Raw genomic sequence first — 26244 nt, 5'->3', positions numbered from 1 at the left:
GCTCGTTCGATCGTCGCCTTCGCGAGTCATCGGTCAACGCCTCCCAGTACCGGGTCGATGGAAGCGAGTGCGGCCACCGCGTCGGAGAGCAGTCCGCCCTCCGACATGGCCGGAGTTCCTTGCAGGTTCACGAAACTGGGATCGCGCACGTGCACCCGCATCGGCCGGGTCCCGCCGTCGGAGACCACGTGGAACCCGACCTCGCCACGCGGGGCCTCCAGCGCCTGGTACACCTGCCCCGGCGGGACGGTGAAGCCCTCGGTGACGAGCTTGAAGTGGTGGATCAGGGATTCCATGGACTGGCCCATGATTTTCTTGACGTGTTCGAGCGAGTTGCCCATCCCGTCCGAGCCGATGGACAGCTGCGCGGGCCAGGCGATCTTGGGATCGTCCACCACGATCGGCCCCGGTTCGAGTTTTCCGAGTACCTGCTTGATGATCCGGCAGGATTCGCGGATCTCGTCCAGCCGCAGCAGATACCGCGCGAAACAATCCGCGTCGTTCGAGGTGGGGACCTCGAAGTCGAACTCCTCGTAGCCGAGGTAGGGCTCGGTCTTGCGCAGATCCCAGGCCAGGCCCGCGGAACGCAGGATCGGTCCGGTCACCCCGAGCGCGATGCACGCGTCCACCGGGAGCACCCCGACGTTGCGCAGCCGGGCCCGCCAGATCGGTTGCCCGGTGAGGAGCTGGTCGTAGCCGGGAAGGCGGCGGTCCATCAGTTCGAGGAATTCACCGATCCGCTGCTCATATCCTTCCGGCAGATCCTGGGCGACCCCGCCGGGCCGGACGAAGGCGTGGTTCATCCGCAGTCCGGTGATGAACTCCAGCATCTTCAGCGCTTCGTCGCGCTCGCGCTGGCCGTAGCTCATCGCGGTGGTGGACCCCATGTCCATGCCGCCGGTGGCCAGGGAGAGGAAATGCGAGGAGATCCGGTTCAGTTCGAGCAGCAGGATCCGGATCAGCTGGGCCCGCCGCGGAATCGTGACCCCGAGCAGGCGCTCCACCGCGAGGCTGTACCCGGTCTCGTTCGCGATCGGGGACAGGTAGTCGGCGCGGGTGAGGAAGGTGACCGCCTGGGTCCAGGTGCGGAATTCGCAGCTTTTCTCGATCCCGGTGTGCAGGTAGCCGACGACCAGCCGCAGCTGGGTGACCGTCTCACCCTCCAGTTCCACGACCAGCCGCAGCACGCCGTGCGTGGAGGGATGCGAGGGGCCGAGGTTGATGACGATCCGCTCGTCCCCGGCACCATCGGATTCCACATCCCAGTCGTCCGAGGTCACCGAGTAGACGCGGCCCTCGGTGGTGTCGCGGGATGCGGCGTACTCGCTTTCCTCTGTGACCTTGTCGAAATCGAAATCGGTCGTCATGACGGCTCCTCAGCTGAAAAGCGTGCTTCGTCACTCATGAGTACGACCTCCGCTGGTCCGGCGGCGGGATCTCGGTGCCCTTGTATTCCACGGGAATGCCGCCGAGCGGGTAATCCTTGCGCTGTGGGTGGCCTTCCCAGTCGTCCGGCATGAGGATCCGGGTCAGCCCGGGGTGCCCGTCGTAGACGATCCCGAACATGTCGTAGGTTTCCCGCTCCTGCCAGTCCGCGGTCGGGTATGGCGCGACGACCGAGGGCACGTGCGGATCCTCCACCGGCAGCGGCACATCGAGCCGGATCCGGCGCCGGTAGGTCATCGAAGTCAGGTGGTACACCGAATGCAGCCGCTCGGGAACCTCCGGGCCATAGTCCACGCCGGACACCGAACTGCACAGTTCGAAGCGCAGCCCGGGGTCGTCGCGCAGCGCCCAGCACAGGGCCAGCAAATGCTGGGCGCGCACGAAGAAGGTGATCTCCTCGCGGTCCACGGTCACCTGGCTGATCGCCTCGGCGGGGATATCGCGCTCGCGCATCGCCGCGTACAGCTCGTCGGCGAGTTCGTCGAACCAGCCGCCGTAGGGCCGTTCCGCCGGTGGCACGGTCGCCTGCGGAACCGCGAGCCCGCCGAATCCCGAGGTGTCCCCGGAACCGGAGACGTTGAACATTCCCTTGCGCGCCTTGCCGACCGCGGGCCGTTCGGTCTCGGCGGGCTGATTGGCATCCGTGGCGTGCTCGGCGGGCCGCTCGGCCGAGGAACCGGGCTCGCCCGTACCGGAATCGCGCGGTCCGAGCTCACTCATCGCTTTCCTCCTTCGACGAGCGGAATCCCGCCGGAGGCACCGTTCGGATCGCGCGGCCCGGCGAGCTTGTCCGGGTCCTTCGCGTATTTCACCGAGGACGGGATCATCGGCGTCGTCTTACCGCTCTCCAGCTTGTCGCGCGCCCGCGCGGGCCCGAGCGGTTCGTCCATGATCTTCGCGTGCAGCTTGAGGATCGCGTCGAGCAGCATCTCCGGGCGCGGTGGACAGCCGGGAAGGTAGATGTCCACCGGCACCACGTGGTCGACGCCTTGCACGATCGCGTAGTTGTTGAACATCCCGCCGCTGGAGGCGCAGACCCCCATGGAGATGACCCACTTCGGGTCCGACATCTGGTCGTAGACCTGGCGCAGCACCGGGGCCATCTTGTTGGTCACCCGCCCGGCGACGACCATCACGTCCGCCTGACGCGGGGTCGCGGCGAACCGTTCCATGCCGAACCGGGCGAGATCGTACGGCGTCGCCCCGGTCGCCATCATCTCCATCGCGCAGCAGGCGAGACCGAACTGCGCGGGCCACATCGAGCTCTTCCGCGTCCAGTTGACGAGTTTCTCCACACTGGCGAGCAGAATCCCGTTCGGGAGCTTCTCTTCCAGCCCCATGATGTCCTCCAGTGGTGGTGGTTTGGAGTCGGTTCGGGAACCGGGTCAGTTCCAGTCCAGGCCTCCCCTTCGCCACACGTAGGCGTAGGCGAATGCCACGGTCGCGATGAACAGCACGATCTCCACCAGGCCGAACACGCCGAGCGCGTCCGCGGTGACCGCGAACGGATAGAGGAACACCATCTCGATGTCGAACAGGATGAACAGCATCGCCGTGAGGTAGTACGCGACCGGCATCCGCCCGCCGCCCACGACCGGCTGCGGAGAGGGCTCGATGCCGCACTCGTAGCCTTCCTGCTTCGCCTTGTTGAACCGGCGCGGACCGGTGACCTCGGCGATCGTGACGGAGAAGACCGCGAACCCGAAGCCGAGCACGAACAGCAGCAGGATCGGGACGTATTCCACGCTCGCCTCCTCTTCGAGACCGGACACTCAGGCTTGTGAAACTATTCACAAGCTCGCCTAGAGCTCTGTGAACTGTTTCACAAGACACCCCTAGTGTATGACCTACCCCACTCTCGTACGCCACCCCCCACACTCATCCGGCACGCGTGATCCACGCCACGTGATGATGATCTTGCGGAAGAGATCGAAAAGCCCCTCGTGCTGGGCACGAGGGGCGTGTGGGGGTGCGGGAGGTTAGGTCAGCGAGCCGCGGGGGCGAGCTTGGTGGCGAGCGCGATGACCCGGTCGTTGATATCGCCGTCGCGCGGTTCGTAGAGCCCGGCGAGCAGCTTGAGCACGAGCCGCATCAGGCGTTCGCGCGGCATCCCGTGCCGGGTGGCCAGCCGCATGATGGTCGGGTTCCCGATCATCTTGGAGAAGATGTTGCCCAGCGTGTAGTAGGAGCCGAGCGCCTCACGGATGGCCTTCGGGTATCCGTGCAGCGCACGTTCCCGGGCGGGACCTTCGGCGCGCGCCATCGCCTGCACCACGTGCTCCGCGGCGATCCTCGCGGACTCCATGGCGTAGCCGATTCCCTCGCCGTTGAACGGGTTCACCATTCCGCCCGCGTCCCCGACGAGCAGCATCCCGTTCGCGTAGTGCGGGGTGCGGGAGAAGCCCATGGGCAGCCCGGCGCCGAGCACCTTGCCGGTGGCGTTCTCCTCGCGCAGGCCCCATTCCTCGGGGGTGCCGTCCAGCCAAGTGCGCAGCAAGGCGCGGTAGTCGGTGTTGCCGAAGGCCTTCGTGGTGGACAGGATGCCGAGCCCGACGTTCGCGGTGCCGTCGCCCATCGGGAAGATCCAGCCGTAGCCCGGCAACAGGATCGGGTTCGCCGGATCGGAACGGTCCCACAGCTCGAGGTGCGATTCGATGTAGTCGTCCTTGGACCGCGGGCTGGAGTAGTAACGGCGCACACCGACCCCGATGGGCCGGTCCTCCCGCTTGCCGATGCCCATCGAGAGCGCCAGCCGCGCGGAAACCCCGTCACAGCCCAGCACCAGCGGCGCACGATAAGTGACCTCGGCCTTGTCCGGGCCGGTCTTCGCCTGCACGCCGACCACCCGGCCGGTCCGGTCATCGGTGACCGCACCGGTCACCGTGGTGCGCTCGATCAGCCGGGCACCGGCGCGCTGCGCGGTCGTGGCGAGCAGTTCGTCGAAATCGCGGCGGGTGCGGGTGACCCCGTAGGGCGGGAAGTTCGACAGCTCCGGCCAGTCGAGTTCCATGTTGTGGTGCGCGGTCACCACCCGGAGACCGCGGTTGTGCAGCCAGCCCGCTTCCTCCCGGGTGTCGATACCGAGGTCGATCAGCTGCTTGACCCCGCGCGGGGTCAGCCCGTCCCCGCACACCTTTTCCCGCGGGAACTCCGTCTTCTCGAGCAGCAGCACATCCAGGCCCGCCCGGGCGAGATAGGTCGCCGCCGTGGAACCTGCTGGCCCGGCGCCGACGACGATGACCTCAGCGTCCTCGTTCGCCTTCCGGCGGCTTGGCGTGCTCATCCATACTCCTCGATTCGGTTCCCGTCGGCCCGCTCGATCGAGTGTACGTGCCCGCTCAGCCGTTCGGCTTCACCGCTCGATGCAGTGCCACCACCCCGAAGGTGAGATTCCGCCACTCCAGCTCCGACCAGCCCGCCTCGGCGAAGATCCGGGCCAGTTCTCGTTGCCGCGGCCAGGCCCGGATCGACTCCGGAAGGTAGGTGTACGCCGCCGGGTTCGAGGAGGCCATCCGCGCGATCACCGGGATGAGCCGCAGCGCGACACCGAAATAGGCCCAGCGGATCGCGGCGTTCGGCGGGGTGCTGAACTCGCAGATCACCGCCCGGCCACCGGGTTTGGTCACCCGCAGCATCTCCCGCGCGGCCGCCGCGGTGTCGGTGAAATTGCGCAGCCCGAACGACACCGTCACCACGTCGAAGGAGTCGTCCGCGAACGGCAGCGCCAGCGCGTCCGCCGCCACCTTCGGCACCGGCCGCCGGGCACCCGAACGCAGCATCCCCAGCGAGAAGTCGGCGGCCAGGCACCACGCCCCACTGCGCGCGTACTCCATCGTGGAGACCGCCGTGCCCGCCGCGAGATCGAGCACCCGTTCCCCGTGTTTCGACTGGATCGCCTTGCGGGTCGCCGAACGCCAGCGCTTGTCGAGCCCGAGCGCCATGATCGTGTTCATCCGGTCGTAGCGGGGCGCGACCTCGTCGAACATCGCCGCTACTTCGTGCGGTTCCTTGTCAAGGCTCGCTCGGGACATACAGAAAGCTTAACTCGCTGTAGTGATCGGCAGGCCCCGGCGAGCCCGTTCACCCGTTCGCGAGTATTCAGGCCAGGTCCAGCGCGCCGAGCATGCCGGTGACCGCGTTCGGCCAGGTGAACTGTTCCGCCCTGGTGCGCGCCGCGGTGCGCCGGGCCGGTTCGGGGGACTCGAGCAGTGCACGCACCGCGGCGGCGAAGGCATCGGGCGCGTCGGGGACCGCCGCCCCGCAGCCGGGCCGCACGATCTCGGAGAGCGCGCTGGACCGGGACACGACGACCGGGGTCCCGCTCGCGAGCGCTTCGAGCGCGGCGAGCCCGAAGGTCTCGTGCGGTCCGGGGGCGAGCGAGACATCGGCGCTGGCGAGCAGTTTCGCCACGGTCCGGCGATCGTCCACGAACCCGAGGAAATCGATCGGCAGCCCGCCCGCCCTGCGTTCGAGCGCGGAACGGGAGCGGCCGTCCCCGGCGATCACCAGCCGGACATCCGCCCCGGCATCGAGCAGTGCCGCGGCCGTGTCGATGCTGCGGTCCACGTGTTTCTCCGGGGAGAGCCGCCCGCAGTGCAGTAGCAGGGTCTCGGCGCCGCCCGCGAGTTCGGCGCGCAACCGCTGGTCCCGGTTGCCGGGAGCGAACATGGCCAGGTCGACCCCGAGCGGGACCTGGCGCACGTTCGGCGCGGCGATCCGGTCGAACTCCTCGCGGGCGAACGCGGTGGTGCACACCACGGTGTCGTAGCTCGCCGCCATCCGCGCGTTGAGCCGGTCGGCGAGCGGGCGCGCGGCGGCGGAGGGCAGCACCTGGCCGAGCAACCGGTCGAGGCGTTCATGCGAGATGAACACACTCGGGATTCCCCTGCGCGCGGCCCATTTCCCGAGTCCGCGCAGGGTGAGCCGGTCGGAGACCTCGATCGCGTCCGGGCGCAGCCGCTCGAGCACGGAGCGCACCCGCATCGGGTCGACCGCGCGATAACCGCCGGTCCCCGGGATCATCGGCGCGGGAATGGTGATCCGGCGGACCCCGCTGGGCAGGTACTCGTCCGAGCGCACCGGCCCGGGCACGATGAGCACCACCTCGTGGCCCTGCGCGCGATAACCCGGACCGAGGTGGTTCAGCGCGGTGCGCAGGCCACCGGACCGGGGACCGTAGAAGTTGGCCAGCTGCGCGATCAGGGTCATGAGAGGCGGTCCTTTCCGAGCATCGCAGGGCCGCCCGCGGCCCGAGGCGCAGAAGAAAGGCCGCATCGGGCCGGTACGGTCATCGGGTGATCTCCGTGTAGTGCTCGACAAGGCGCGCGCACACCGCGTCCCAGGTGCGGGGACGCACCGAGGCGCGGGCCCGTTCGGCGAATCCCGCGCGCACTCGTGCGTCGGTGAGCTCGTGCACCACCTTGGGCAGCTGGCTGGCGAATTCCTCGTCGTCGAGCAGGTACCCGGTGACGCCGTGCTCGATCAGGTCGCGCGGCCCGCCGATGTCCGGGGCGATCGCGGGCACCCCGGAGGCGAACGCTTCCTGCACGGTCTGGCAGAAGGTCTCGTGGATGCCGGTGTGCACGAACACATCCAGGCTCGCGTATGCCGTGGCCAGTTCGGGACCGGTGAGCTGGCCGAGGAACACCGCGCCGGGCAGCTGGCGCTCCAGTTTCGCGCGGTCCGGACCGTCACCGATGAGCACCAGCCGAACACCGGGCACCCCGGCGAGCGGGGCCAGCCGCTGCGCGGCCTTCTCCCTGGCCAGGCGGCCGACGAAGCCGACGAGCAGCTCCCCGTTCGGGGCGAGCCGGGAGCGCAGTCCGGCGCTGCGATGCCGTGGATGGAAGGTCTCCTGGTCGACCCCGCGCGGCCACAGCTCCACCCGCGGCACCCCGTTCTCCCGCAGGGTGCGCGCGGTGGCCGTGGACGGGGCGAGGGTGCGCGCGGCCAGCCGGTGCGTCTTGCGGATCCACACCCAGGCGGGCCCGGTCAGGAAGCCGAGGTTGTACATCGGGGCATAGCCCGCGACATCCGTCTGGTACACCGCCAGCACCGGGATATCCAGCCTGCGCGCCACCGAGGCCGCCCGCCAGCCGAGGAAGAACGGTGAGGCGAGGTGCACCACATCGGGCGCGAAATCATGCAGCAAGCGGTGCATCCGCATGGTCGGCCAGCCGACCGGGAGCGAATCGATCAGCGGGAAATCCACCGCGGGCACCCGCACCACCCGCGCGCCGTCATAGCTGACCGGCCCGTCGTCCGGGGCTATGATCAACACCTCGTCCCCGCGCCGATGCAGGTACCGGGTGATGCGCTTGACCGAGTTCGTCACCCCGTTCACGTGCGGGAGGAAACTCTCGGAAACGATCGCGATGCGCACGAGTTCCACTATGACCTACGGGGATGTGAACTTGCTAAGAGCGTGGCTCTCACGTCGTGTGGTAACCTTGGCTTAACACGACCGGTTCCGCCCTTCGGGGTCCAGGGCCGGTCTTTACTTTTCTCTGGGGAATGAACCGTTGGCAATGGAGCCGAAACCACATCTGACTTACCCGAAGCAACTCGAACTGCTCAAAAAACGCGGCATGCTGATCGACAATGCAACCGCGGCGTTGGCGCTTCTGCAGCGCACGGGCTACTACACGCTCAGCGGCTACTGGTACCCGTTCCGGGTGCGAGACGCAGACGGTGTGCTGAGTGACCAGTTCCGTCTCGGAACTTCCATCACATGGGTGCAAGCACTGTGGGAGTTCGACAACCGCTTGCGTTCAGCAACGTTCGTGGCTATCCAGCACGTCGAAACCTACCTTCGCGCACTGCTTGCCTACGCCCTCGGCGCCATCGACCCGATGGTTCACCGCAAACCTGGACTCCTGTCGATCGACCGCGCCGAAGACTATCCACGCTGGCTCGACAAACTCGACCGCAAGGTGCGGGAATCACGTGACGACTTCGTCGTCCATCACCGGGAAAACCGTCAGGGCGTCATCCCGGTTTGGGTCGCGACCGACGTCCTCGACTGGGGTGGCCTTTCCTACCTCTACAGCTTCGCGCCACCCCAGGTACGTGCGGATGTCGCGGCACGCTTCCAGCTCAATGCGGCGCAACTGAAGTCATGGTTCAAAGCCCTGAACGTGGTACGCAACGTCTGCGCACATCACGGACGGTTCTTCAACCGGTACTACTCGTTGACGCCAAAGCTCCCGCTGAAGGGGAAAGTCGACTCTCTCGACGCGATCGGTTCAGCGAAGAGCACCACCTTCGCGATGCCCACCCTCCTACAGTACCTCGGTTCACACACAACCGGAACGAACATGCGCATCCTCCCCGCCGTTGTGCGCACCTTCCCGAAGGACGCCGGAATGATCATCGGCGCCCTGGGCACCCCAGACGACTGGGAAACCCTGCCGCTCTGGAAGTGATCGAGGGTCAAGCATCGATCACCATGCGCGTCGATGCTGGACACAGACTGATCTCGGCCCGAACCGAAGCGCGGTCCGGTGCGTCCAAGGGAGTGAAGGGAGGCACTCATGACGAAACTGCGCAGATCGCTTTTCGCCGCGTTCGCGGTCGCCGCGCTCGCCGCCTCGCTGATCGCCGGGCCGGCCCACGCGCACGCTCCGGCTGCCGAGATCGTCCTCGCCACGGTGCGCTGAACTTTCGCGGCCGGTTTACTTTCCGGTCGGTTGGCCGACACCGTGCGCGCGCACCATGAACGGCATGTCCGTCCTGCCAGCGCGGCCCGCAGATCAGGTGGTCGTCTCGCGCGCGCTCGAGATCGCCGGACGGCTCGCCAACGACGCGACCGATGTCATCACCGCGACCGCCGGACGCGGGGCCAGCCCGCCGTTCGACTGGGTCACCGACACCGGCCGAACCCTGGAACGGCACACCCGCCGGGTGCTGGCCGCGGAATTCCCCGGGATCCCGGTCGCCACCGCGGATGCCCCGGTGCGGGACGCGGTGCGCTGGGAACTCGCCGCGGTCGACGGCACCGCCAACTATCTGGCCGGGCTGCCGTGGTGCGCGTACAGCCTCGCACTGCTGGACGCGGACGGTCCGGTGGTCGGTGTGGTCGCCGATCCCTACCGGGCACAGATCTACGCGGCCGCACGCGGTCGCGGGGCGCGGGCCAACGGGGTCGCGTTCACCCTCGCCGACCGGGCCGATGCCGCGGGCACCATCGTGTGCACCGAACTGCTCGCGGGTCAGGAGTGGCCGGGGATGACCGCGTTCTGCGGGTTCGCCGCCCGGGCGCACGCGCGGGTCCGGGTGCTCGGTTCGGCGGCACTCGCGGTCACCGAGGTCGCGCTCGGCCACGCCGCGGCCACCGTGCTGCACGGATATCAGCGGGCCGAGGTCGCCGCCGCGCTCGCCCTCGCCGCCGAAGCGGGTGCCGAAGTACTCGACCCGTCCGGAGCCAGTATCGCGCTGCCCGCGGACGGATTACTCGTCGCCGCGCCCGGAGTCACCGACCAGATCCTCGGCTGGTGGCTGCGCGCCCGCCTCGGGTGAGGGCCGCGTCCGGCGCAGCAGCCACAGGCAGGGTCCGGCGATCACCCAGGTCACCAGCAGCGTGGTCCCCGTGGGCAGCAGCGCGAGCCGCCAGTCCCGGCCCGCCACCCGCACCAGTTCGGGGTTCACCTTGTCGTACTCCACCCGCACCCGGTTGCCCGGTTCGAGCTTGCGCGGATAGAGCACCCCGGTCACCGGGACGTGCACCTGGCCGTCGGGGGTGGTGAACCGGATGATCGTGCGCCGGTAGCTGACGCTGAGCACATCCGCATCGGCCTTGCCGGTTCGCTTGCCGATGGAGTAGTCATCGCGCATCGCGGCGAAGAAGGTGAGCACGGTCAGCGCGGAGAACGCGATGGCGAGCACGAGCAGTATCCGCGCGGTGATCTTGGCGGCCCTGGCCCGGTCGACACGGCGGAACCAGGCCGGTATCGCCCGTTCGCTGGCGCTCACTCGTGTCCTCACTCACTTGTCGCCACGGAACCGACGCTCGGCTCCTGCGCTCGCTGCGGGCCTCGTTCGCTGGCGCTCACTCGTGTCCTCACTCACTTGTCGCCTTCGTGCCCCGTCCGCCCGCCATCGCCGCAGGGTACCGTGCGTTCGTGTTGACCGTGACCACGCGCCCCGTCGCCGACCCCGGCGCCCTGCTCGATCTGTTGCCCGCGGCGCGAGGGGGCTGCGCCTGGGTGCGCGGCGCGGACGGCCTGGTCGGCTGGGGAGTCGCGGCCCGGTTCCGCCTGTCAGGGGAGCACCGTTTCGCCGCGGCCCGGGAACGGTTCGCGGAGTTCACCGAGGGCCTCGAGGTGCGCGATGAGCTCGGCATCCCGGGAACCGGTCCGGTCGCCTTCGCCAGTTTCGCGTTCGCCGATGATCCCGGCGATTCGGTACTCGTGGTGCCGAAAGTGCTTTTCGGACGCCGGGACGGGATGAGCTGGATGACCACGGTCGGCGAACCGGAGGAGTTCGGCACCGAACCCGTCCGCGTGCCCGCTGGGGTGCGCTACGCGGACAGCCGGCTCACCGTCGAGGGTTACAAGAAGGCGGTTCAGCGTGCGGTGCAACGGATCCGCGCCGGTGAGCTGGACAAGGTGGTGCTCGCGCACGATCTGCTCGCGCACGCCGACGAACCGCTTGACGAGCGCGGTCTGCTCGGCAGGCTCGCCACGAACTACCCCACCTGCTGGACCTATGCGGTGGACGGGCTGATCGGGGCCACCCCGGAACTGCTGCTGCGCCGTACCGGGGAGGTCGTTTCCGCGCGGTTGCTTGCCGGGACGGTCTGGCCGCGCGCCGGGGTCACCGATTTCGACCAGCTCGCCAGTGAACTGCTCGCTTCCGCGAAGAACCTCGGCGAACACCGCTATGGCATCGAATCCCTGGTCGCCTGCCTCGAGCCGTACTGTTCCCGGCTCGACGTTCCCGACGGCCCCTCCGTGCTGCGGCTGCCCAATGTCGCGCACCTGGCCACCGAGGTGCACGGCACACTGCGGGCCGAGACCTCACTGCTCGAATTGACCGCGAAGGTGCACCCGACCGCGGCGGTCGGCGGCACCCCGACCGCCGCCGCGGTGCGCGCGATCGCGGAACTCGAGGGCATGGACCGTGGCCGGTACGCGGGCCCGGTCGGCTGGCTCGATGCGCACGGGGACGGGGAGTTCGGTATCGCGCTGCGCTGCGCCCAGCTCTCCGGTTCCACCGCACGGCTGTACGCGGGCGGCGGCATTGTCGCGGATTCGGAGCCGGACAACGAGGCCGCCGAGGCGGCGGCCAAGTTCCGCCCGGTCCGCTCCGCGCTCGAAGGCTGAGTTCCGCGGTTCACCGCAGCCGCGCGATGACCTCGGCGAAGGCCTCCATGTGGAATTCGGACGCGGTGAAGTACGTGAGCCCGTAGCGTTCCCGGTACTCGCGCAGGGTGTCCGCGATCGTCGCCGGACTGCCGCCGAGCACACCGGGCAGTGTCCGGATCTGCTCCTCGGGCAGGTCGGGGGCGAGCTGACGCGGGAGGGACAAGTCGGCGGTCGACACGTCCGGGTAGACACCCACGACGAGCAGGTTCAGTTCGGGATCGGCCGCCTGGGTGGCAGCGGTGGTGTGCACGAGTTCTGCCTGTTCGGCCAGCCTGGCGGTCCCGGTGTCGTTCTCGTTCCGGGGAAAGGAGAACGCGATGCCGACGATATCGGCGTGTTCGGCGGCGTACCGCAGCATCCGGGGCCCCGAACCGGCGACCATGATCGGCGGCATCGGTTGCTGCATGGCCGGTGGCCGGTGGCCATCGGCGAACAGGCTGCGCATCTGGTCCACGGTGTCCCGCAACTGGTTCAGGCGCTCACCGCCGCTGACGAAGGGGAGCCCCGCGGCCTCGAATTCCTCCTTGACGTAGCCCGCGCCGAGACCGAGTTCGAGGCGTCCGTCGGCGAGCAGATCAGTGGTGGCGACCTCCCTGGCGAGCAGCGCGGGCCGGTAGAAGCAGGTGTTCAGCACGTATGTGCCCAGCCGTGCCGTGGTGACCTCGGCGGCCGCGGCCAGCGCGGGAAACGGGGCAAGCAAACCCAGATGGTCGGGTACCGCGAGCACGTCGTAACCGAGGCTTTCCGCGTGCCTGGCCTTGTCCTGCCACTTCGCGCGCGACTCGCAGATGCCCAGGTTCACACCGAAACGAAAAGAGCGGTCGGGCATGAATTCTCCTTGTGCTGTGTCCCAATGGATGGGAGCGAGGATCGCCGGTAGTCGGGTGGGATGAATTCGGACGGGGTCGATTCAAGCCAGCCCGTTGTGGATGTTGACTTGCCATTCGGTGTTGTGGATCAGGGTGTGATGATAAGCGCACAGCAGCACCATGTTGTCTTCGGTGGTGAGTCCGCCGTCGGCATGGTCAAACAACTCCCTGTTCGACAACACCGCCGAACACTTCCCCGCGTTCATGACGTCTATAATACCGAATGGCACCAGGATTTCCCAGAGACAGCACCAAGAATCGTCTCGATGGAGTAACGCGGAACTGCCCGAGGATTCACGTTCCGGCAGCACGGCGCCAACGGGCACCCACTCAGCTTTCGCCCATGGCCTCACGAACCGCGCCACGGTCGACCTTTCCAGGGCCGCGCATCGGGAAGGTCGGCAGTCGCTCGAAGCGTTTCGGCACCGCGGCCTTGCCGAGTTCGGCACGCACGGCGGCGGCGAGCGCGGCCTCGTCGGGCCCGCCGACCCCGCCGGCGGGCACGATCGCGGCGACGACGGCCTCTCCCCAGTGTTCATCGGGCATCCCGAGGACGCAGGCCTGGGCGACCGAGGGCTGGGCGAGCAGCACCCGTTCGATGAGCGCGGGGGCGAGTTTGACCCCGCCAGAGTTGATCATGTCGTCGGCGCGGCCGAGCACTTCGAGCCGTTCACCGTCGAACCGGCCGAGATCCCCGGTCCGGAACCATCCGTCCACAAAGGACTCCGCAGTGCGCTCGGGCGCGCGCCGGTAGCCGTGCGCGAGCACGCTCCCGGACACCTCGATCACCCCGATCCCATCGCCTTCCTCGGCGAGGCGCACCTGCACGCCGTCGAGCGGAATCCCGTCGTAGACGCAACCGCTCGCGGTCTCGCTCATGCCGTAGGCGGCGACCACCCGCACCCCGGCGTCGGCGGCCCTGGCGCGCAGGCCCGCGGAGGTCGCCGCGCCACCGAGCACGATCGTGTCGAACCCGCGCAGCGCCTCGCAGGCAACCTCGTCCTCGAGCAGTTTGGCCAGTTGGGTGGGCACCAGCGCGGTGTAGTGCCGTCCCGGCTCGTTGAGCACTCCCGCGGCAGCGGCGGTGAACGCCTCCGGAACGAAGCCACCGCGGGTCTCCACGATCCCCGGTTCGGTGTCGGAAAGGAGGGCGCGCACGAGCACCTGCACCCCGCCGATGTAGCAGGCGGGGGTGGCGAGCAGCCAGTGCCCCTCCCCGCCGAGACGCTCGTGGGTCGCGGTGGCGGAGGCCCGCAACGCCGCGGCGGAGAGCAGCACCCCCTTGGGTTCACCGGTCGATCCGGAAGTGGCGATCAGGACCGCGGTTTCCGGTTCGACGGGGTCCTCGGGTGCCATGGCCGCGCGCAGTGCGGCGCAGCTGGGATCGGTGCCCGCGAGCGGGAGCACGGTTTCCCCATCGTTCAGCGCGGCATGCAGGGCCTCGGTCAGTTCGAGCACGGGTTCGGGCGACCCATCGAGAACGATCTCGCGCACAGTTCTCTCGCAAATAGTCGTAGGGCTCAGTAGTAGTACGGGAATGCCGACCAGTCGGGCGAGCGCTTCTCCAGGAAGGCATCCCGCCCCTCGACCGCCTCGTCGGTCATGTAGGCAAGCCGCGTCGTCTCACCGGCGAACAGCTGCTGGCCGACGAGCCCGTCGTCGATCGCGTTGAACGCGTATTTCAGCATGCGTTGCGCGGTCGGGGATTTCCCGTTCACCTCGCGCGCCCACTCCAGCGCCGTGCGCTCCAATTCCGCATGCGGGACGACGACGTTCACCGCACCCATTTCGTGTGCCTGCCGCGCGGTGTACTCCCGGCCGAGGAAGAAAATCTCGCGGGCGAATTTCTGCCCCACCTGACGGGCAAGATAGGCGGAACCGAATCCGCCGTCAAAAGAGCCCACATCGGCATCGGTCTGTTTGAATCGCGCGTGTTCCTCGGAGGCGATGGTCAGATCCGCTACCACATGCAGCGAATGCCCGCCGCCCGCTGCCCATCCGGGTACGACGGCGATCACCACCTTGGGCATGAACCGGATCAGCCGCTGGCATTCCAGGATGTGCAGCCGCCCGGCGCGGGCCTTGTCCACGGTGTCCGCGGTCTCCCCGGAGGCGTACTGATAACCGGTGCGACCACGGATACGCTGGTCACCGCCGGAACAGAAGGCCCAGCCCCCGTCCCGCGGGGATGGCCCGTTCCCGGTGAGCAGCACACAACCGACGTCGGCGGAGGTGCGGGCGTGTTCGAGTGCGGTGTACAGCTCGTCGACCGTGTGCGGGCGGAAAGCATTGCGCACCTCGGGCCGGTTGAACGCGATGCGGGCCACTCCAGGCTCGACAGTGCGGTGATAGGTGATATCGGTGAATGCGAAATTGTCGACTGGCGCCCAGCGTGACGGGTCGAACAGCTCGGAGACCTCCATGACTGGGAGGATAGAACCATGAGTCTGAACCCGTCGACGGCGCAGGCACGAGTCATCGTCGACGAACTGATCCGCTGCGGAATCGGTGACGTCGTACTGTGTCCCGGCTCCCGTAATGCCCCGCTCTCCTTCGCACTGCACGACGCGGAGCGGGCCGGCCGGATCCGGCTGCACGTGCGCATCGACGAGCGCAGCGCGGGCTTCCTCGCGCTCGGCCTCTCCCGCGGGTTCGGGCACGGACCGGTTCGCACCGGGCGAGTGGCGCTGACCTGCACATCCGGTACCGCACTCGCCAATCTGCACCCCGCGGTCCTGGAAGCGGCGCACTCCAGGGAACCACTGGTGCTGCTCACCGCCGACCGCCCCGCCGAGCTCGTCGGCAGCGGGGCGAACCAGACCACCCAGCAGCACGGACTTTTCGCCCCGCACGTACGAACGGTGGATTTTCCGCTCGCCGAACACAAATCCGGGCAGAACAAGGTGTGGCGCGGAATACTGTGTCGAACTCTTGCCGGGGCGACCGGTCCATTGCATCTGAACATTCCGTTCCGCGAGCCGCTGGTCCCCGAAGAGGGGGACTGGCCGGGATCCCTCGAGGGCCGCGCGGAAGGAGTGCCGTGGACCGCGATCACCACCCGTGGGGCACCCGATTCGGGGGGCACCGAGCTGCTGCGCGCCCTGCCAAGCAAGACGCTCGTGATCGTCGGGGACGCGCCATGGCATGCCGCTTCGGCCGCGGGCGAGGTGGCCCGCCGGATGGACTGGCCGCTGCTGGTCGAACCGCCCGGGGTGGGGCCGCGGTACGCCATCTCCTCGGCCTCGCTGATCCTCAACAGCGTGGACGAGCTGCCCGCGAAGCTGCAGCCGGAGGCGATCGTGCTCGTCGGGCGGTCCACGCTGTCCCGCGGGGTGAACCGGCTGCTGGGGTCCGGCCTGCCGGTGCACCTGGTGTGCACGCCGGAACAGTGGGCGGACGCGCAGTACCTCGCCGAATCGGCCACCGAGCACCTCGACCCGTCCGCGATCGCCGAGCTCACCGAGGCCGAGGTGGATGTGCGCGCCGGCGGCCAGTGGAGTGCGCAGTGGCGCAAGGAGAACTCCCGCGTCACCGAGGTCATCAAATCCTGGCTGGCAAATTGCACTTGGCCGAGCGGGGCGCACGTGGCACTCGATCTGCTCGCCGCGCTGCCCTCCCCGGCGACCATGTTCCTCGGTTCCTCCAACGCGATCCGGGATGTCGACCTGGTCGCCGAGCGCCGGGGCGACCTGACCGTGCTGGCGAACCGCGGACTGGCCGGGATCGACGGGAACGTGTCCACGGCCATCGGGGCCAGCCTCGCGGTCGCCGCCAAACGCGGGCGCGCGGTCCCCGGTTACGCCTTCCTCGGCGACCTGACCTTCCTGCACGATGTGAACGGGCTGCAGCGCGCGCCCGGTGAACCCGAGCCGGATCTGACGATCGTGGTCAACAACGACGACGGCGGCGGGATCTTCGGCCTGCTCGAACAGGGCCAGCCCGAGTACGCCGAGTCCTTCGAGCGCGTGTTCGGTACCGCGCACCGGGCCGATATCGGCGCACTGTGCGCCGGATACGGGGTGCGCCACACCATCGCGCAAGACCGCGCCACGTTCGCCGAGGCCGTGCGCCCCGCCCCCGGGCTGCGGGTGATCGAAGTGCGCACCGATCGCGAGCGGTTGCGCGCCGAGCGGGCCCGGCTGCGCGCGAGCGTGGCCGCCGCACTGTGTGAATAGCTCGGTGTGAATAGCAAGGGCTCCCAGATACTGCGATGCCCGCCGAACGGCGCTGTTCGAAACCGTCCGTGCTGACTAGCGTGCTCTCCATAATGAATGGAGGGTTCATGTTCAAGGCAGGAAGAGCCGCGGCGACCACGATCGGCGCCGTTTGCGCGGTCGCATTGTTCGCCGGTACCGCGGCCGCCGCGGGTTCACCGGGCGGGTCGAGCATCGGCGACTCGTACTATCCGAACGACGGCAACACCGGTTACGACGTCGGGCATTACGATCTCCGATTGAATTACCAGCCCAAGGGGGACCAGCTCTCCGGGACGGCGACCATTCTGCTGACCCCGACCAAGGATCTCTCCTCGTTCTCCCTCGATTTCGGGCTGCACACCGATTCGGTGCTCGTGGACAACGCGAAAGCGGAATTCGCCAAGAAGAACGCGAAACTGCGCATCACTCCGAAGACCGATCTGCCGGAAGGGAAACAGGTCACCGTGGTGGTGCGCTATCACGGCGTGCCCTCGCAGGTGTCGATCAACGGGGAAAAAGACTGGGTGGCCGGCCCGGACGGGGCGCTGGCCGCGCAGGAACCGCACATGGCCGCTTTCTGGTACCCGGTCAACGACCATCCGCGGGACAAGGCGAGCTACGACATCTCCGTCGCGGTTCCCAAAGGACTGCAGGCGATCAGCAACGGAGATCTGGTCGGTGAGTCCGACCCGACCGCGGACACCACCCGGTACAGCTGGCGCCAGCCCAAACCACAGGCCCCCTATCTGACCCTGTTGGCGATCGGGAAATACGAGATCGACAAGGGGACGACCCCGGACGGACTGCCGTTCATCGCGGCGTACCAGAAAACCCTCGGCGATTCGCTGAACGCGGCCAAGGCGAGTGTGCAGCGCACTCCCGAGGTGCTCGATTTCGAGGCGCGGAATTTCGGCAAGTACCCGTTCGAGGCCCAGGGCGGGGTGGTTTCCAGTCAGCTGAGCTTCTCCCTGGAAACCCAGACCCGGCCCATTTACGGGGTGAAGAATTTCGCGAAAGGTTCGAACCTCGGCCTGATCGCGCACGAGAACGCGCACCAGTGGTTCGGGGATTCCACCTCGGTGCACGACTGGCGCAATATCTGGCTCAACGAGGGCTTCGCCACCTACGCTTCGTGGCTGTGGTCCGAGCATGCCGGTGAGGGAACCGCCCAGCAGCTGATGGACTCGCTGTACGCGGGAACCCCGGCAGGCGACAAGAAGTGGGACATTCTGCCCGGGAACCCGGGTCCGGACAACCAGTTCGACAGCTTTGCCGTCTACGACCGGGGCGCGATGGCCGTGCAGGCGCTGCGCAATGTGCTCGGGGACAAGGCGTTCTTCGCGCTCCTGCACGCCTGGACCGCGAAACTGCGGTACAGCACCGGCACGATCCCGCAGTTCACCGCGCTCGCCGAGCGGATCTCCGGAAAGCCGGTCGAGCAGCTGCTCGACACCTGGCTGTTCACCGCGGGCAAACCGGCGCACACCGCACAGAACGGGTTCCCCGCGACACAACGGGTGAGCGCAACGGCGCCGAGATCGCTGCCGCAGATCGAGCGGAACAACCGGCTGCTCGCCAGCCAGCACCACTGAACCGGCCGCCGCGCCGTAGAGCAGAATGGGCAGTATGGCAACAACGGCGCAGTGGGTTGAGGGTGCGCGGCTGCGCACCCTGCCGAACGCGATCGCCCCGGTGCTCGTGGGCACCGGGGCCGCACTCGGTATCGGCGGTTTCCAGTGGTGGGCGGCCTTGTGCGCGCTGATCGTCTCGCTCGCGCTGATCGTCGGGGTCAACTTCGCGAACGACTACTCCGACGGGGTGCGCGGAACCGATGATGAGCGGGTCGGCCCGCTGCGGCTGGTCGGTTCCGGTGCGGCGAGCGCGAACACGGTGCGCGCGGCGGCGTTCACCAGTTTCGGGGTCGCCGCGATCGCCGGGCTGGTGCTGGTGTTCGGCACCGGGCAGTGGTGGCTGCTCGCGGTCGGCGCGGTGTGCATCCTCGCCGCCTGGTTCTACACCGGCGGCTCGCACCCCTACGGTTACGCGGGCTTCGGTGAACCGGCCGTGTTCCTGTTCTTCGGCCTCGTCGCGGTGCTCGGCACCCAGTACGTGCAGGCCGGGCGGATCAGCTGGCCCGCCATCCTGTGCGCGGTCGCGGTCGGTTCCTTCTCCGCGGGCGTGCTCATCGCCAACAACCTGCGCGATGTACACAGCGACCCGGATTCCGGCAAGGTCACCCTCGCGGTCCGGCTCGGCGCCGAGCGCACCCGGATCGCCTATGTGATCGTGGTCGTCGCGCCGCTGGTGATCAGCGTGGTACTCGCGCCGTGGCACCCCTTCGTGCTGCTCGGCCTGCTCTCCGCGGTCCTGGTGGCGCGCGGCGTGCGCACCGTTGCCTCGGGCACCGAGGGGCCCGCGCTGATCCCGGTGCTCAAGGACACCGGGCTGGCCATGCTCGCGTGGTCGGTGCTGACCGGGGTCGGCCTGGCGCTCTAGCGGAAAAACCACTAGGTATCGGCGAGCGCGGGTGCTTATGGTGGGTCGGTGACATCGGTCAAACAGGTCCAAATCACCTTCGACTGCGCGGAGCCCGAGCGCGTCGCCCGGTTCTGGTGCGAGGTGCTGGGATACGTCGTGCCGCCACCCCCGGAAGGCTTCGCCGACTGGGACGAGTTCAACCGCTCGCTGCCACTCGAACAGCAGGATTCCGCGTTCGCCTGCGTGGATCCCACCGGCGCCGGTCCGCGCCTGTTCTTCCAGCGCGTTCCCGAAGGCAAGGTCGCCAAGAACCGGGTGCACCTCGACGTGCGGGCCGGAACCGGGCTCGTCGGCGAGGAACGCCTCACCACCCTCGAGGCCGAATGCGCGCGGCTGGTCGCGCTCGGCGCGACGCGCCTGTACCTGCTGCCCGCCGATGGTGTCGAGGAGTCCTGCATCGCGATGCAGGACGTCGAAGGCAACGAGTTCTGCCTGGACTGAGTCAGTTGGCCCGCGGTTCGGGGACCGCGTTCGGCAGCAGCCGCACCGCGAGCTGGGTGCGCGAATGCACCCCGAGTTTGCGGTACACCGCCTGCACATGGCTTTCCACGGTGCGCACCGAGACGAACAGCGCGGCGGCGACCTCCCGGTTGCTCGCCCCGGTCACCACGAGCTCGGCGACCCGGCGTTCGGCCGCGGTGAGCTCCCGGGAATCGCGCACCGAGGCGAGCCTGGCGAGTTCGGCCTCGCCCTGCCTGATGAGCGGGACATCGCCGATCTCGGTGAGCAGCCCGGTGGCTCGCTTCAGGGTTTCCCGCGCGGACCGGCGGGCCCGTTTGCGCCTGCGCACCCTGCCGAGTTCGAGCAGGCTGCGCCCGTAGGCGGGGCGGAACGGGCTGTCCCGCAGCTCGGCGATGGATTCGGTGAGCAGTTTTTCGGCCGCTTCGAGGTCCCCTTCGGCGGCACGCAGCATGCCGTGCAGCCGGGCGCGCACCCCGGGGAGCACGACCCGTTCGGCGAACTTTCCGGCCTCGGCGAACCGCCCGGCCCCGATGAGCGCCTCGGTGAACTCGGTGTCGATGGCGAGCTCGGTGATCGGGTCGAGTTTGCCGAGCCACGGCACCAGGCGCGCCGCGGCGGCGAGCGCTTCGGTGGCATCGGCCCAGCGCAGTTCCCGGTTGGCGGCCATTCCGGTGAGGGTGTGCGCATACACCTGGCGGTAGTGCTGGTCGCCGTGCCCGGAACCGGCCTGTTCGGCGAGATAGCCGTGCAGCGCGGCGATCCGGCCCTGGGTGATCAGCAGCCGTCCCTTGGCGGCGAGCAGTACCGGTGGGGTGCCGTCCCCGAACGGGCGGGTGTCGAGTGCGCGGAGCAGTTCGGCGGCCCGCTCGGTGTCCCCGAGCACGAGCTCGTTCGCGGCCAGCTGCACCCGGTACTGCGCGGCGAGGTAGTCCTCCCCGCGCTCGGTCGCGGTGGCGAGCCGGGCGCGGAAGGCGTCCCTCGAGCGCACCGGATCGAGCCCGACCCGCAGGCAGTACGCGGTGCGCACGGTGGTCGCGTGCTCCCCGTATCCGGCGGCGAGCAGCCCTTTGCGCACCTGTTCGTGCCGCTCGGCGATCTCCGGATCGGGCTCCAGTCCGCGGCGCACCCGCTGCTCCACGAGTTCGCCGAGCGCCCGGTACAGCGCGGTATCGGCGAGCCCGGTGGAATCGAGCACCGAGACCGCGTGTTCGGCCATGGTCCGGGACTGGCCGGGGAAGAAGTCCGGGTCCGCGCCGATCCCGTCGACAACGGCGAGCCGCAGCGGATCCTCGCGCATGGCCGCACGCAGCTCCCCGATCACCTCGGCGGTGATCTGGTTTCCCCTGATCAGCGTGGTCGCCTCGATGAGCAGCGGCAACCCGCGATCGAGCAGGCCGATGGGCAGTTCGGTGAACTCCACCGCCGCCAGCAGCTCGCACACCCGGTTGAACGCGCCGATGGAGAACTGCATGGCCGCGGTTTCCATCAGCCACACCGCGGTCTGCAGGTGCGCGGGGACATGGGCGAGCGCGCGTTCGGCGATGCGGGCGGCGACCCCGATCTCCCCGCGCGCCCGCGCCCGCCGCGCCACGCCCATCAGCGCGTCCGCGGTGCGCTCGTCCGCCCCGGGTTCGGCGGACAGCTGCAGATGCCGCGCCTGCTCGACCGGCTCCTCGACCACAGTGGCCAGGCGCGCGTGCAGCTGCCGCCGCGCTCCCGGGGCCAGTTCCACCAGTGCGGCACTGCCCAGCATCGGGTGGCTCGGCAGCAGTTCCCCGTCCCGCTCCACGATGGCCAGTTCGGTGCTCGCCGCATCGATCGCCTGCTGCGGTTCGCGGTCACCGTCCAGCGCGCGCCGCACCTGATCCGCCCGGGCCCGCCCGAACGCGGCGGTCGTGGCGAGCACCTCCCGCGCGGGTTCACTGAGCCCGCCGAGCCAGGTGCGCACCTTGGTGGTGATCGAGCGCGGCAGCGTACCCGGTTCGCGCATCTCCAGCGCCCATCCGGGATTGCCCCCGGTTTCGGCGCGCAACCGGTCGGTGTCCGCGCCGTCCAGTTCGATTCCGTTGTCCCGCAACAGGTTCCCGAACTCCTGCGCGCCGAGACCGGTCAGTTCCACCCGGCGCGCCCAGCTGAACGGGAGCGCGGCGACGTGTGCGCCGAACGGGGCCGGGTACACCAGACCGGTGCCGAGCAGCGCGACCGGTGCCTCGCTGATCCGGCGCAGCCCGTAGCCGAGCGCGAGCACCGATTCGGCGTCCATCCAGTGCACATCGTCGATGGCGAGCAGCAGCGGGCCGCGGGCGGCCAGTTCACGCAGCAGCATCGCGATCCCGGTGACCACGGCGAGCTGGCGCGGTTCGGCCGGCGCGCTGCTGCGCAGGAACACCACCTCGGCCGCGGCGCGCTGGAGCTCCGGCAGGGTGGCGAGCAGTTCCTCGTCGACCACCTCGCCGAGCAGATCGTTGAGGCTGCCGTAGGCCATGCCCGATTCCGGGGCGGCCGCCGAGGTGCGCAGCACGGTGCGCCCGAGCGAGCGCGCGTGCGCCACCGTCTCGTCGAGCAGCGTGGTCTTGCCGATGCCCGCTTCACCGGTGATCAGCAGCGGTGTGTCCGGCCAGTTCCCCTCGGCGAACGCCCGCAGCTCGGCGCGCTTGGCGATGCGTCCGGCAGGCTCGGGGACCTCCCTGCCGGAAACGGGCATGCTCTCACTCCGTGGATGGGCGTTGTTTCGCAACGCTCACTTTACCGAGAAAGTCACCCCCGGGTGGGCCGGGTTTGACCTCTGTCACGGCGAGGGCGGTGGCAGGTACTCCCCGTCCGTCTTGGCGGTGTGCTTCGGCGGGAACCACTCGCCCATCTCACGCCAGCGCTGGGCCGCCTGTTGTGGGTTCATCTGGGCGATTCGCCCCATTTCGTGGTTGAAATTCACGACATCGGCGGTATAGCCGCGGCCGTTCTCCGCGACATGGGTGATCGCCGCCATGTCCTTCAGATGCGGTGGCAGGTCGCGGAACTGGCGCCGCCCGTTTGCCCACTCGTGCAGGTGCTGCGCGTCCTGGCGACCACCGTCGGGTTTGCCGCTGACCCGTCCGACGAACCCGTCGTACGAGGTCAGCTTGTGTCCATGGGCCTGGATCACCGGGTCATGCCCCCACCAGCCGGGGCGCAGGCTGATCCCGTGCTGATTCAGCGCCGAGGTCGTCTTCAACGGAAGGTCCTCGAGCGAATCGTAGGCCTGGGTCTTGTTCGCGGCCTGCAACCAGTTCTGCCGGTTCCAGTGTTTGCCGATCGCGCTGAGTTCCTCGCTGGTGGGCCCGGCATGCGCGTTCGCGATCCCCGGCGGCGGGGTGTACTGGGTGTGTTCCTGCGGCGGTCTGATCGCACCCGGCGGACGCAAATGCCCGCCGCCCTGCCGGTGGTATTTCGGGTCCACCCCGCGCGAGCCCGAGCCGCCGTTCTTGTCCAGCCCTTGGAACAACCGTTTGTTGTGTTCCTCGTTCTCCTGCAGGGATTCCGCGACCCGCTTGACCTTGCGGCTCGCCCCGTGCGCGGACTTCGAGATGCCGGTGATCCGCTGACCGGTCGATTCGAGCACGGTGGTGATCTTGCCGCCGAAGCTCTGCCCGACGACACCGAAAGCACCGTGCCCCGGACCTGCCGAGCTCACTTTGCCCGCCACATTGTCCAATGTGGACCCGAGATTGGACAGCTTCGAGGACATGTTGTGCAGGCCCTGGGGCTGGGCCGAGTAGCCCTTCCCCTTACCCGGCTTGCCTACACCGGAACCGCCGTGTCCGGAGCTGCCGTGCGAGCCACCGCCCTTGCGCCCGTTGCCGGAACCACCGTGTCCCGAGCTCCCGCGTCCGGAACTGCCGTGTCCCGAACTGCCGTGTGAAGACCCGCCGTGCGATCTCGCCATGCCGACCTCCCTGCTAGCCCTGCTGCTTCTTCTTCGGCGGACGTTCCCCGATCACCGGCGGCGGCAGATGCTCGTCCTCGGCGGCGAACAGGTCGGAGCTGCGCGGCATCAGCTTGTTGCCCTTGTGCTCCTTGTCCCCGCCCTGGCCACCACCTGCGCCGCCGCCCATTCCGCCGCCGCCCATCGGGGCACCGCCGGTCTGACCGCCACCGGAACCACCGCCGGGACCACCGGCTCCCGGGGCACCACCCTGGCTCGGCATGCCCTGCGCCGGTGTCGGGCCGGCCCCGCTGACCGGTCCCTGGCCCGGGGTCTGCGCGTCGACCTGCTGGCCGGTCGGCGCGCTCCCGCCACCGGCTCCGCCGCCGGCCGCGCCTCCACCGGTGCTGCCACCGTCAAAGCTCTGCGCCGAGGGCATCGTGTGCTGCGCCGGATCGAGATGCGTGGGGGAAAGCCCCTGCTTCAACGGGTCGGAATGCGTCGGCGAAAGCTCCGGCTTCAGCGAGTCGATATGTGTCGGCGAAAGCTCCGGCTTCAACGGGTCGATATGTGTCGGCGAGGTGGCGGGGTGGCTGGGATGCACCACCGGACCGTGGCCACCCTCGGCCGGATTGTGCAGCGGGTTGTGGTCGGACGGCATCACCGGACCGGGCCCCGTCGGGATGTGTGGCAGCTTCGGCTCCGGCGCATCCGGAATGTGCGGGGTGTAGGGCTGCGACGGCTGAGCCGGGCCATGGTCGGACACCGACGGCTTCAACGGCTCAGCCGGGCCAGAGTCCTGCGGGGGAGGAGCGATCGGCGGCTTGGGCGGTTCCGGAGCTTCCGGGATCACCGGCTCGTAGGGCGCCGGCTTCTGCGGACGGCCGGCTGCGGGACCACCACCGCCGGGACCACCGCCACCAGGTCCACCCATCGGCGGCATCGGGGGCGGAGGTGGTGGGGTCGGCGGGTTCGAACCGCCGGGTGACTGGCCCGGACCGGTCGGCGGGATATTCACGCCCTGCGGGGTCGGGGTGTCCGGAATGTTCGGCACGTACCCCTGCGCCGAAACGCCCTGTTGCGGTCCGTTGCCGAGGTTCGGCGGTGCATCGGGGGACTGCGGTGGGGCTGCCGGTGGTGGCTGCATCCCGGGCGGCGGTCCGGCGGGATCACCTTGCCCCTGGCCGAATCCGGCGTACTGGTACTGCTGCCCGCCACCTGGAGTGCCCTGCACACCGGGAGGAGGCGCGCCCTGATCGCCGCCGCCCTGGAAGCCTTGGTAGCCGTACTCGGTCGCCGGTGCGCCCGGGTTCTGCGGTGGCACCGGCGCACCGCCGCCGCCGCCCTGAAAGCCCTGATAAGCGGGGCCACCCACCGGGGCGCCGCCGTCCTGCGGCGCGGGATCCTGACCACCGCCACCGCCACCGCCTTGGAAACCCTGGTAGCCGTACTGGGCGCCCGGGCCGCCGCCGTTCTGCAGCGCCGGATCCTGACCACCGCCACCCTGGAAACCCTGATAGCCGTACTGGGCGCCCGGGCCGCCGCCGTTCTGGAAGGCGACATCCTGGGCGTCCCCGCCCTGGAAGCCTTGGTAGGTGTTGTCCACGGGCGGTCCCCCACCGTCCTGTAGCTGCACGGAACCGTCGCCGCCCTGGAAACCCTGATAGCTGGTGCCGGACTCGCCGCCGGGGCCGCCGTTCAGGTCCGGCTCGGAGTCACTGCTGTTGAACCGTTCCGTGGCGCTGGCCAGCTCCTGCACGATCGAGACCAGGGTCTCCAGCCGCTCCGCCATCCGCGCGAGTGCCGCGGCGAGCTTGGCGATCTTCGCGGCGAGCTCGGCAGCCTTGGCCGCCGCCCTGCCGACCGCGACTCCGATGTAGATCGCCTCGGAGGCACCGAAGGTGATCGGCATCGCCGCCGCTGCCGCGATCGCGCCCTCGATCAGCTGCGAGATCAGGCTGCTGATCGCTTCCTTGACGATGTCGTGCATCGCGGCGACCAGACCACCGGAGATGGAGGTGACCGAACCACAGGCCTCGACCGCGTTGCTCAGCGTACGCAGTTCCTCGCCGAACTGGTCCATGCTCGACCCGAACGCCTCGGAGGCATCCCCGGACCACTGCGAGCGCACATCGCCGACATCCGAGTCATGGGTCTCCGCGAGCTCACCGAGCTGCTGGGAGAGCTGGTTGAGCTGGTCCACGCTGGACTGCACGGCGTTCGCGTCACCGAGCAGTTTGTCCATGGGCTCCTTGAGGAAGCTGATGTGGTCGAGCAGCCAGCCGACCCCGGCACTGAGCACCGAGCCGAGTGGATCGGCCATCGAGGAGGCGATATCGGCGACCTGGGAGACATCGTCGATCACCTGACCGACGACGTCCGGGCCCTCACCACGCGCGCCCTGCTTGACCTCGTCGATCTTGCTGTTGTGCTGCGCGGTGGCGCCGCCGCCCTTAGCCATTCCGGCC

24 protein-coding genes are annotated in these 26244 nt (G+C 68.9%); 8 read left to right on the top strand and 16 right to left on the bottom strand.

All coding sequences use genetic code 11. The features are described from left to right. Window positions 1–26: 26 nt before the first annotated feature. The 8 genes from A37U_RS0126400 to A37U_RS0126365 form a co-directional block, all read right to left on the bottom strand. Window positions 27–1367: an NADH-quinone oxidoreductase subunit D gene (locus A37U_RS0126400; RefSeq protein ID WP_020499676.1), complete on the bottom strand. Its 1341-nt coding sequence runs from the start codon at window positions 1365–1367 to the stop codon at window positions 27–29. Window positions 1368–1401: 34 nt separating this feature from the next. Continuing rightward, a complete protein-coding gene (locus A37U_RS0126395; RefSeq protein ID WP_020499675.1) occupies window positions 1402–2166 on the bottom strand; it encodes an NADH-quinone oxidoreductase subunit C in 765 nt (254 codons plus the stop codon). Then, window positions 2163–2786, bottom strand: a complete 624-nt coding sequence (locus A37U_RS0126390; RefSeq protein ID WP_020499674.1) for an NADH-quinone oxidoreductase subunit NuoB — start codon at window positions 2784–2786, stop codon at window positions 2163–2165. Before A37U_RS0126390 ends, A37U_RS0126395 begins: the two co-directional genes overlap by 4 nt. Window positions 2787–2831: 45 nt before the next feature. After that, window positions 2832–3218, bottom strand: coding sequence for an NADH-quinone oxidoreductase subunit A (locus A37U_RS0126385; RefSeq protein WP_026197627.1), 387 nt, complete (start codon window positions 3216–3218; stop codon window positions 2832–2834). A gap of 212 nt (window positions 3219–3430) precedes the next feature. Further along, the gene (locus A37U_RS0126380) at window positions 3431–4729 is read right to left on the bottom strand and encodes a geranylgeranyl reductase family protein (RefSeq protein ID WP_020499672.1); all 1299 of its coding nucleotides are present in this window, start codon (window positions 4727–4729) and stop codon (window positions 3431–3433) included. Window positions 4730–4784: 55 nt separating this feature from the next. Further along, window positions 4785–5477: a demethylmenaquinone methyltransferase gene (locus A37U_RS0126375; RefSeq protein WP_026197626.1), complete on the bottom strand. Its 693-nt coding sequence runs from the start codon at window positions 5475–5477 to the stop codon at window positions 4785–4787. A 67-nt stretch (window positions 5478–5544) separates the two neighbouring features. After that, a complete protein-coding gene (locus tag A37U_RS0126370; RefSeq protein WP_020499670.1) occupies window positions 5545–6654 on the bottom strand; it encodes a glycosyltransferase in 1110 nt (369 codons plus the stop codon). A gap of 79 nt (window positions 6655–6733) precedes the next feature. Next, window positions 6734–7828 (bottom strand): glycosyltransferase family 4 protein, encoded by a 1095-nt coding sequence (locus A37U_RS0126365; protein WP_205623019.1) that lies wholly within the window; start codon window positions 7826–7828, stop codon window positions 6734–6736. 145 nt (window positions 7829–7973) lie between these two features. On the opposite strand from A37U_RS0126365, the gene A37U_RS0126360 reads away from it, so the two are divergent. The 3 genes from A37U_RS0126360 (at window position 7974) to A37U_RS0126350 (ending at window position 9963) form a co-directional block, all read left to right on the top strand. Next, a complete protein-coding gene (locus A37U_RS0126360) occupies window positions 7974–8870 on the top strand; it encodes an Abi family protein (protein ID WP_020499668.1) in 897 nt (298 codons plus the stop codon). 108 nt (window positions 8871–8978) lie between these two features. Further along, on the top strand, window positions 8979–9104 hold the full coding sequence (locus tag A37U_RS54490; RefSeq protein ID WP_020499667.1) for a hypothetical protein: 126 nt from the start codon (window positions 8979–8981) through the stop codon (window positions 9102–9104). A 55-nt stretch (window positions 9105–9159) separates the two neighbouring features. After that, a complete protein-coding gene (locus tag A37U_RS0126350; protein WP_020499666.1) occupies window positions 9160–9963 on the top strand; it encodes an inositol monophosphatase family protein in 804 nt (267 codons plus the stop codon). Here the strand turns inward: A37U_RS0126350 and A37U_RS45360 are convergent. Next, window positions 9895–10416: a DUF3592 domain-containing protein gene (locus A37U_RS45360; protein ID WP_020499665.1), complete on the bottom strand. Its 522-nt coding sequence runs from the start codon at window positions 10414–10416 to the stop codon at window positions 9895–9897. The genes A37U_RS0126350 and A37U_RS45360 overlap by 69 nt on opposite strands. Before the next feature lie 149 nt (window positions 10417–10565). Between A37U_RS45360 and A37U_RS0126340 the strand changes: the two genes are divergently transcribed. Continuing rightward, window positions 10566–11768 (top strand): isochorismate synthase, encoded by a 1203-nt coding sequence (locus A37U_RS0126340; RefSeq protein WP_020499664.1) that lies wholly within the window; start codon window positions 10566–10568, stop codon window positions 11766–11768. Window positions 11769–11778: 10 nt separating this feature from the next. Here the strand turns inward: A37U_RS0126340 and A37U_RS0126335 are convergent, their stop codons facing one another. From A37U_RS0126335 to A37U_RS0126320, 4 genes are all read right to left on the bottom strand, one after another. Then, window positions 11779–12639: a TIGR03621 family F420-dependent LLM class oxidoreductase gene (locus tag A37U_RS0126335; protein WP_020499663.1), complete on the bottom strand. Its 861-nt coding sequence runs from the start codon at window positions 12637–12639 to the stop codon at window positions 11779–11781. A gap of 81 nt (window positions 12640–12720) precedes the next feature. Beyond that, complete coding sequence (locus A37U_RS51905) at window positions 12721–12885, bottom strand: hypothetical protein (RefSeq protein ID WP_020499662.1); 165 nt, start codon at window positions 12883–12885, stop codon at window positions 12721–12723. Between the two features lie 124 nt (window positions 12886–13009). Next, window positions 13010–14173, bottom strand: a complete 1164-nt coding sequence (menE, locus tag A37U_RS0126325; protein ID WP_020499661.1) for an o-succinylbenzoate--CoA ligase — start codon at window positions 14171–14173, stop codon at window positions 13010–13012. 26 nt (window positions 14174–14199) lie between these two features. Then, window positions 14200–15102 carry a 1,4-dihydroxy-2-naphthoyl-CoA synthase gene (locus A37U_RS0126320; RefSeq protein ID WP_020499660.1) on the bottom strand — a complete coding sequence of 301 codons (903 nt, stop codon included), beginning with the start codon at window positions 15100–15102 and terminating at the stop codon, window positions 14200–14202. Window positions 15103–15120: 18 nt separating this feature from the next. Between A37U_RS0126320 and menD the strand changes: the two genes are divergently transcribed. The 4 genes from menD to A37U_RS0126300 all read left to right on the top strand — a co-directional run bounded on the left by menD (window position 15121) and on the right by A37U_RS0126300 (window position 19854). Then, window positions 15121–16854 (top strand): 2-succinyl-5-enolpyruvyl-6-hydroxy-3-cyclohexene-1-carboxylic-acid synthase, encoded by a 1734-nt coding sequence (gene menD / locus A37U_RS0126315; protein ID WP_020499659.1) that lies wholly within the window; start codon window positions 15121–15123, stop codon window positions 16852–16854. 107 nt (window positions 16855–16961) lie between these two features. After that, complete coding sequence (locus A37U_RS0126310) at window positions 16962–18467, top strand: M1 family metallopeptidase (RefSeq protein WP_020499658.1); 1506 nt, start codon at window positions 16962–16964, stop codon at window positions 18465–18467. Window positions 18468–18501: 34 nt separating this feature from the next. After that, a complete protein-coding gene (locus A37U_RS0126305) occupies window positions 18502–19371 on the top strand; it encodes a 1,4-dihydroxy-2-naphthoate polyprenyltransferase (protein ID WP_020499657.1) in 870 nt (289 codons plus the stop codon). Between the two features lie 48 nt (window positions 19372–19419). Next, window positions 19420–19854, top strand: a complete 435-nt coding sequence (locus tag A37U_RS0126300; protein WP_020499656.1) for a VOC family protein — start codon at window positions 19420–19422, stop codon at window positions 19852–19854. 1 nt (window position 19855) lies between these two features. Here A37U_RS0126300 and A37U_RS0126295 read toward each other — a convergent pair whose 3' ends face one another. The 3 genes from A37U_RS0126295 to A37U_RS54485 all read right to left on the bottom strand — a co-directional run bounded on the left by A37U_RS0126295 (window position 19856) and on the right by A37U_RS54485 (window position 26237). Beyond that, window positions 19856–22579 carry a helix-turn-helix transcriptional regulator gene (locus A37U_RS0126295; protein ID WP_020499655.1) on the bottom strand — a complete coding sequence of 908 codons (2724 nt, stop codon included), beginning with the start codon at window positions 22577–22579 and terminating at the stop codon, window positions 19856–19858. Between the two features lie 84 nt (window positions 22580–22663). Further along, the gene (locus A37U_RS0126290; protein WP_020499654.1) at window positions 22664–23797 is read right to left on the bottom strand and encodes a hypothetical protein; all 1134 of its coding nucleotides are present in this window, start codon (window positions 23795–23797) and stop codon (window positions 22664–22666) included. A gap of 13 nt (window positions 23798–23810) precedes the next feature. Next, on the bottom strand, window positions 23811–26237 hold the full coding sequence (locus tag A37U_RS54485; RefSeq protein WP_026197622.1) for a WXG100 family type VII secretion target: 2427 nt from the start codon (window positions 26235–26237) through the stop codon (window positions 23811–23813). Window positions 26238–26244 lie beyond the last annotated feature (7 nt).

The organism is Sciscionella marina DSM 45152 (assembly GCF_000379465.1).
Classification (GTDB): Bacteria; Actinomycetota; Actinomycetes; order Mycobacteriales; family Pseudonocardiaceae; genus Sciscionella; species Sciscionella marina.
Note: the sequence above shows the minus strand (reverse complement) of the source record. Positions and strands in the feature narration are given on the sequence as shown.

Excerpts from the sequence above, each read along its gene's own strand:
- A37U_RS0126400 (WP_020499676.1), bottom strand. The coding sequence starts at position 1,367 with ATGACGACCGATTTCGATTTCGACAAGGTCACAGAGGAAAGCGAGTAC.
- A37U_RS0126395 (WP_020499675.1), bottom strand. The coding sequence starts at position 2,166 with ATGAGTGAGCTCGGACCGCGCGATTCCGGTACGGGCGAGCCCGGTTCC.
- A37U_RS0126390 (WP_020499674.1), bottom strand. The coding sequence starts at position 2,786 with ATGGGGCTGGAAGAGAAGCTCCCGAACGGGATTCTGCTCGCCAGTGTG.
- A37U_RS0126380 (WP_020499672.1), bottom strand. The coding sequence starts at position 4,729 with ATGAGCACGCCAAGCCGCCGGAAGGCGAACGAGGACGCTGAGGTCATC.
- A37U_RS0126375 (WP_026197626.1), bottom strand. The coding sequence starts at position 5,477 with ATGTCCCGAGCGAGCCTTGACAAGGAACCGCACGAAGTAGCGGCGATG.
- A37U_RS0126370 (WP_020499670.1), bottom strand. The coding sequence starts at position 6,654 with ATGACCCTGATCGCGCAGCTGGCCAACTTCTACGGTCCCCGGTCCGGT.
- A37U_RS0126360 (WP_020499668.1), top strand. The coding sequence starts at position 7,974 with ATGGAGCCGAAACCACATCTGACTTACCCGAAGCAACTCGAACTGCTC.
- A37U_RS54490 (WP_020499667.1), top strand. The coding sequence starts at position 8,979 with ATGACGAAACTGCGCAGATCGCTTTTCGCCGCGTTCGCGGTCGCCGCG.
- A37U_RS0126350 (WP_020499666.1), top strand. The coding sequence starts at position 9,160 with ATGAACGGCATGTCCGTCCTGCCAGCGCGGCCCGCAGATCAGGTGGTC.
- A37U_RS0126335 (WP_020499663.1), bottom strand. The coding sequence starts at position 12,639 with ATGCCCGACCGCTCTTTTCGTTTCGGTGTGAACCTGGGCATCTGCGAG.
- A37U_RS51905 (WP_020499662.1), bottom strand. The coding sequence starts at position 12,885 with ATGAACGCGGGGAAGTGTTCGGCGGTGTTGTCGAACAGGGAGTTGTTT.
- A37U_RS0126320 (WP_020499660.1), bottom strand. The coding sequence starts at position 15,102 with ATGGAGGTCTCCGAGCTGTTCGACCCGTCACGCTGGGCGCCAGTCGAC.
- menD (WP_020499659.1), top strand. The coding sequence starts at position 15,121 with ATGAGTCTGAACCCGTCGACGGCGCAGGCACGAGTCATCGTCGACGAA.
- A37U_RS0126310 (WP_020499658.1), top strand. The coding sequence starts at position 16,962 with ATGTTCAAGGCAGGAAGAGCCGCGGCGACCACGATCGGCGCCGTTTGC.
- A37U_RS0126305 (WP_020499657.1), top strand. The coding sequence starts at position 18,502 with ATGGCAACAACGGCGCAGTGGGTTGAGGGTGCGCGGCTGCGCACCCTG.
- A37U_RS0126295 (WP_020499655.1), bottom strand. The coding sequence starts at position 22,579 with ATGCCCGTTTCCGGCAGGGAGGTCCCCGAGCCTGCCGGACGCATCGCC.
- A37U_RS0126290 (WP_020499654.1), bottom strand. The coding sequence starts at position 23,797 with ATGGCGAGATCGCACGGCGGGTCTTCACACGGCAGTTCGGGACACGGC.
- A37U_RS54485 (WP_026197622.1), bottom strand. The coding sequence starts at position 26,237 with ATGGCTAAGGGCGGCGGCGCCACCGCGCAGCACAACAGCAAGATCGAC.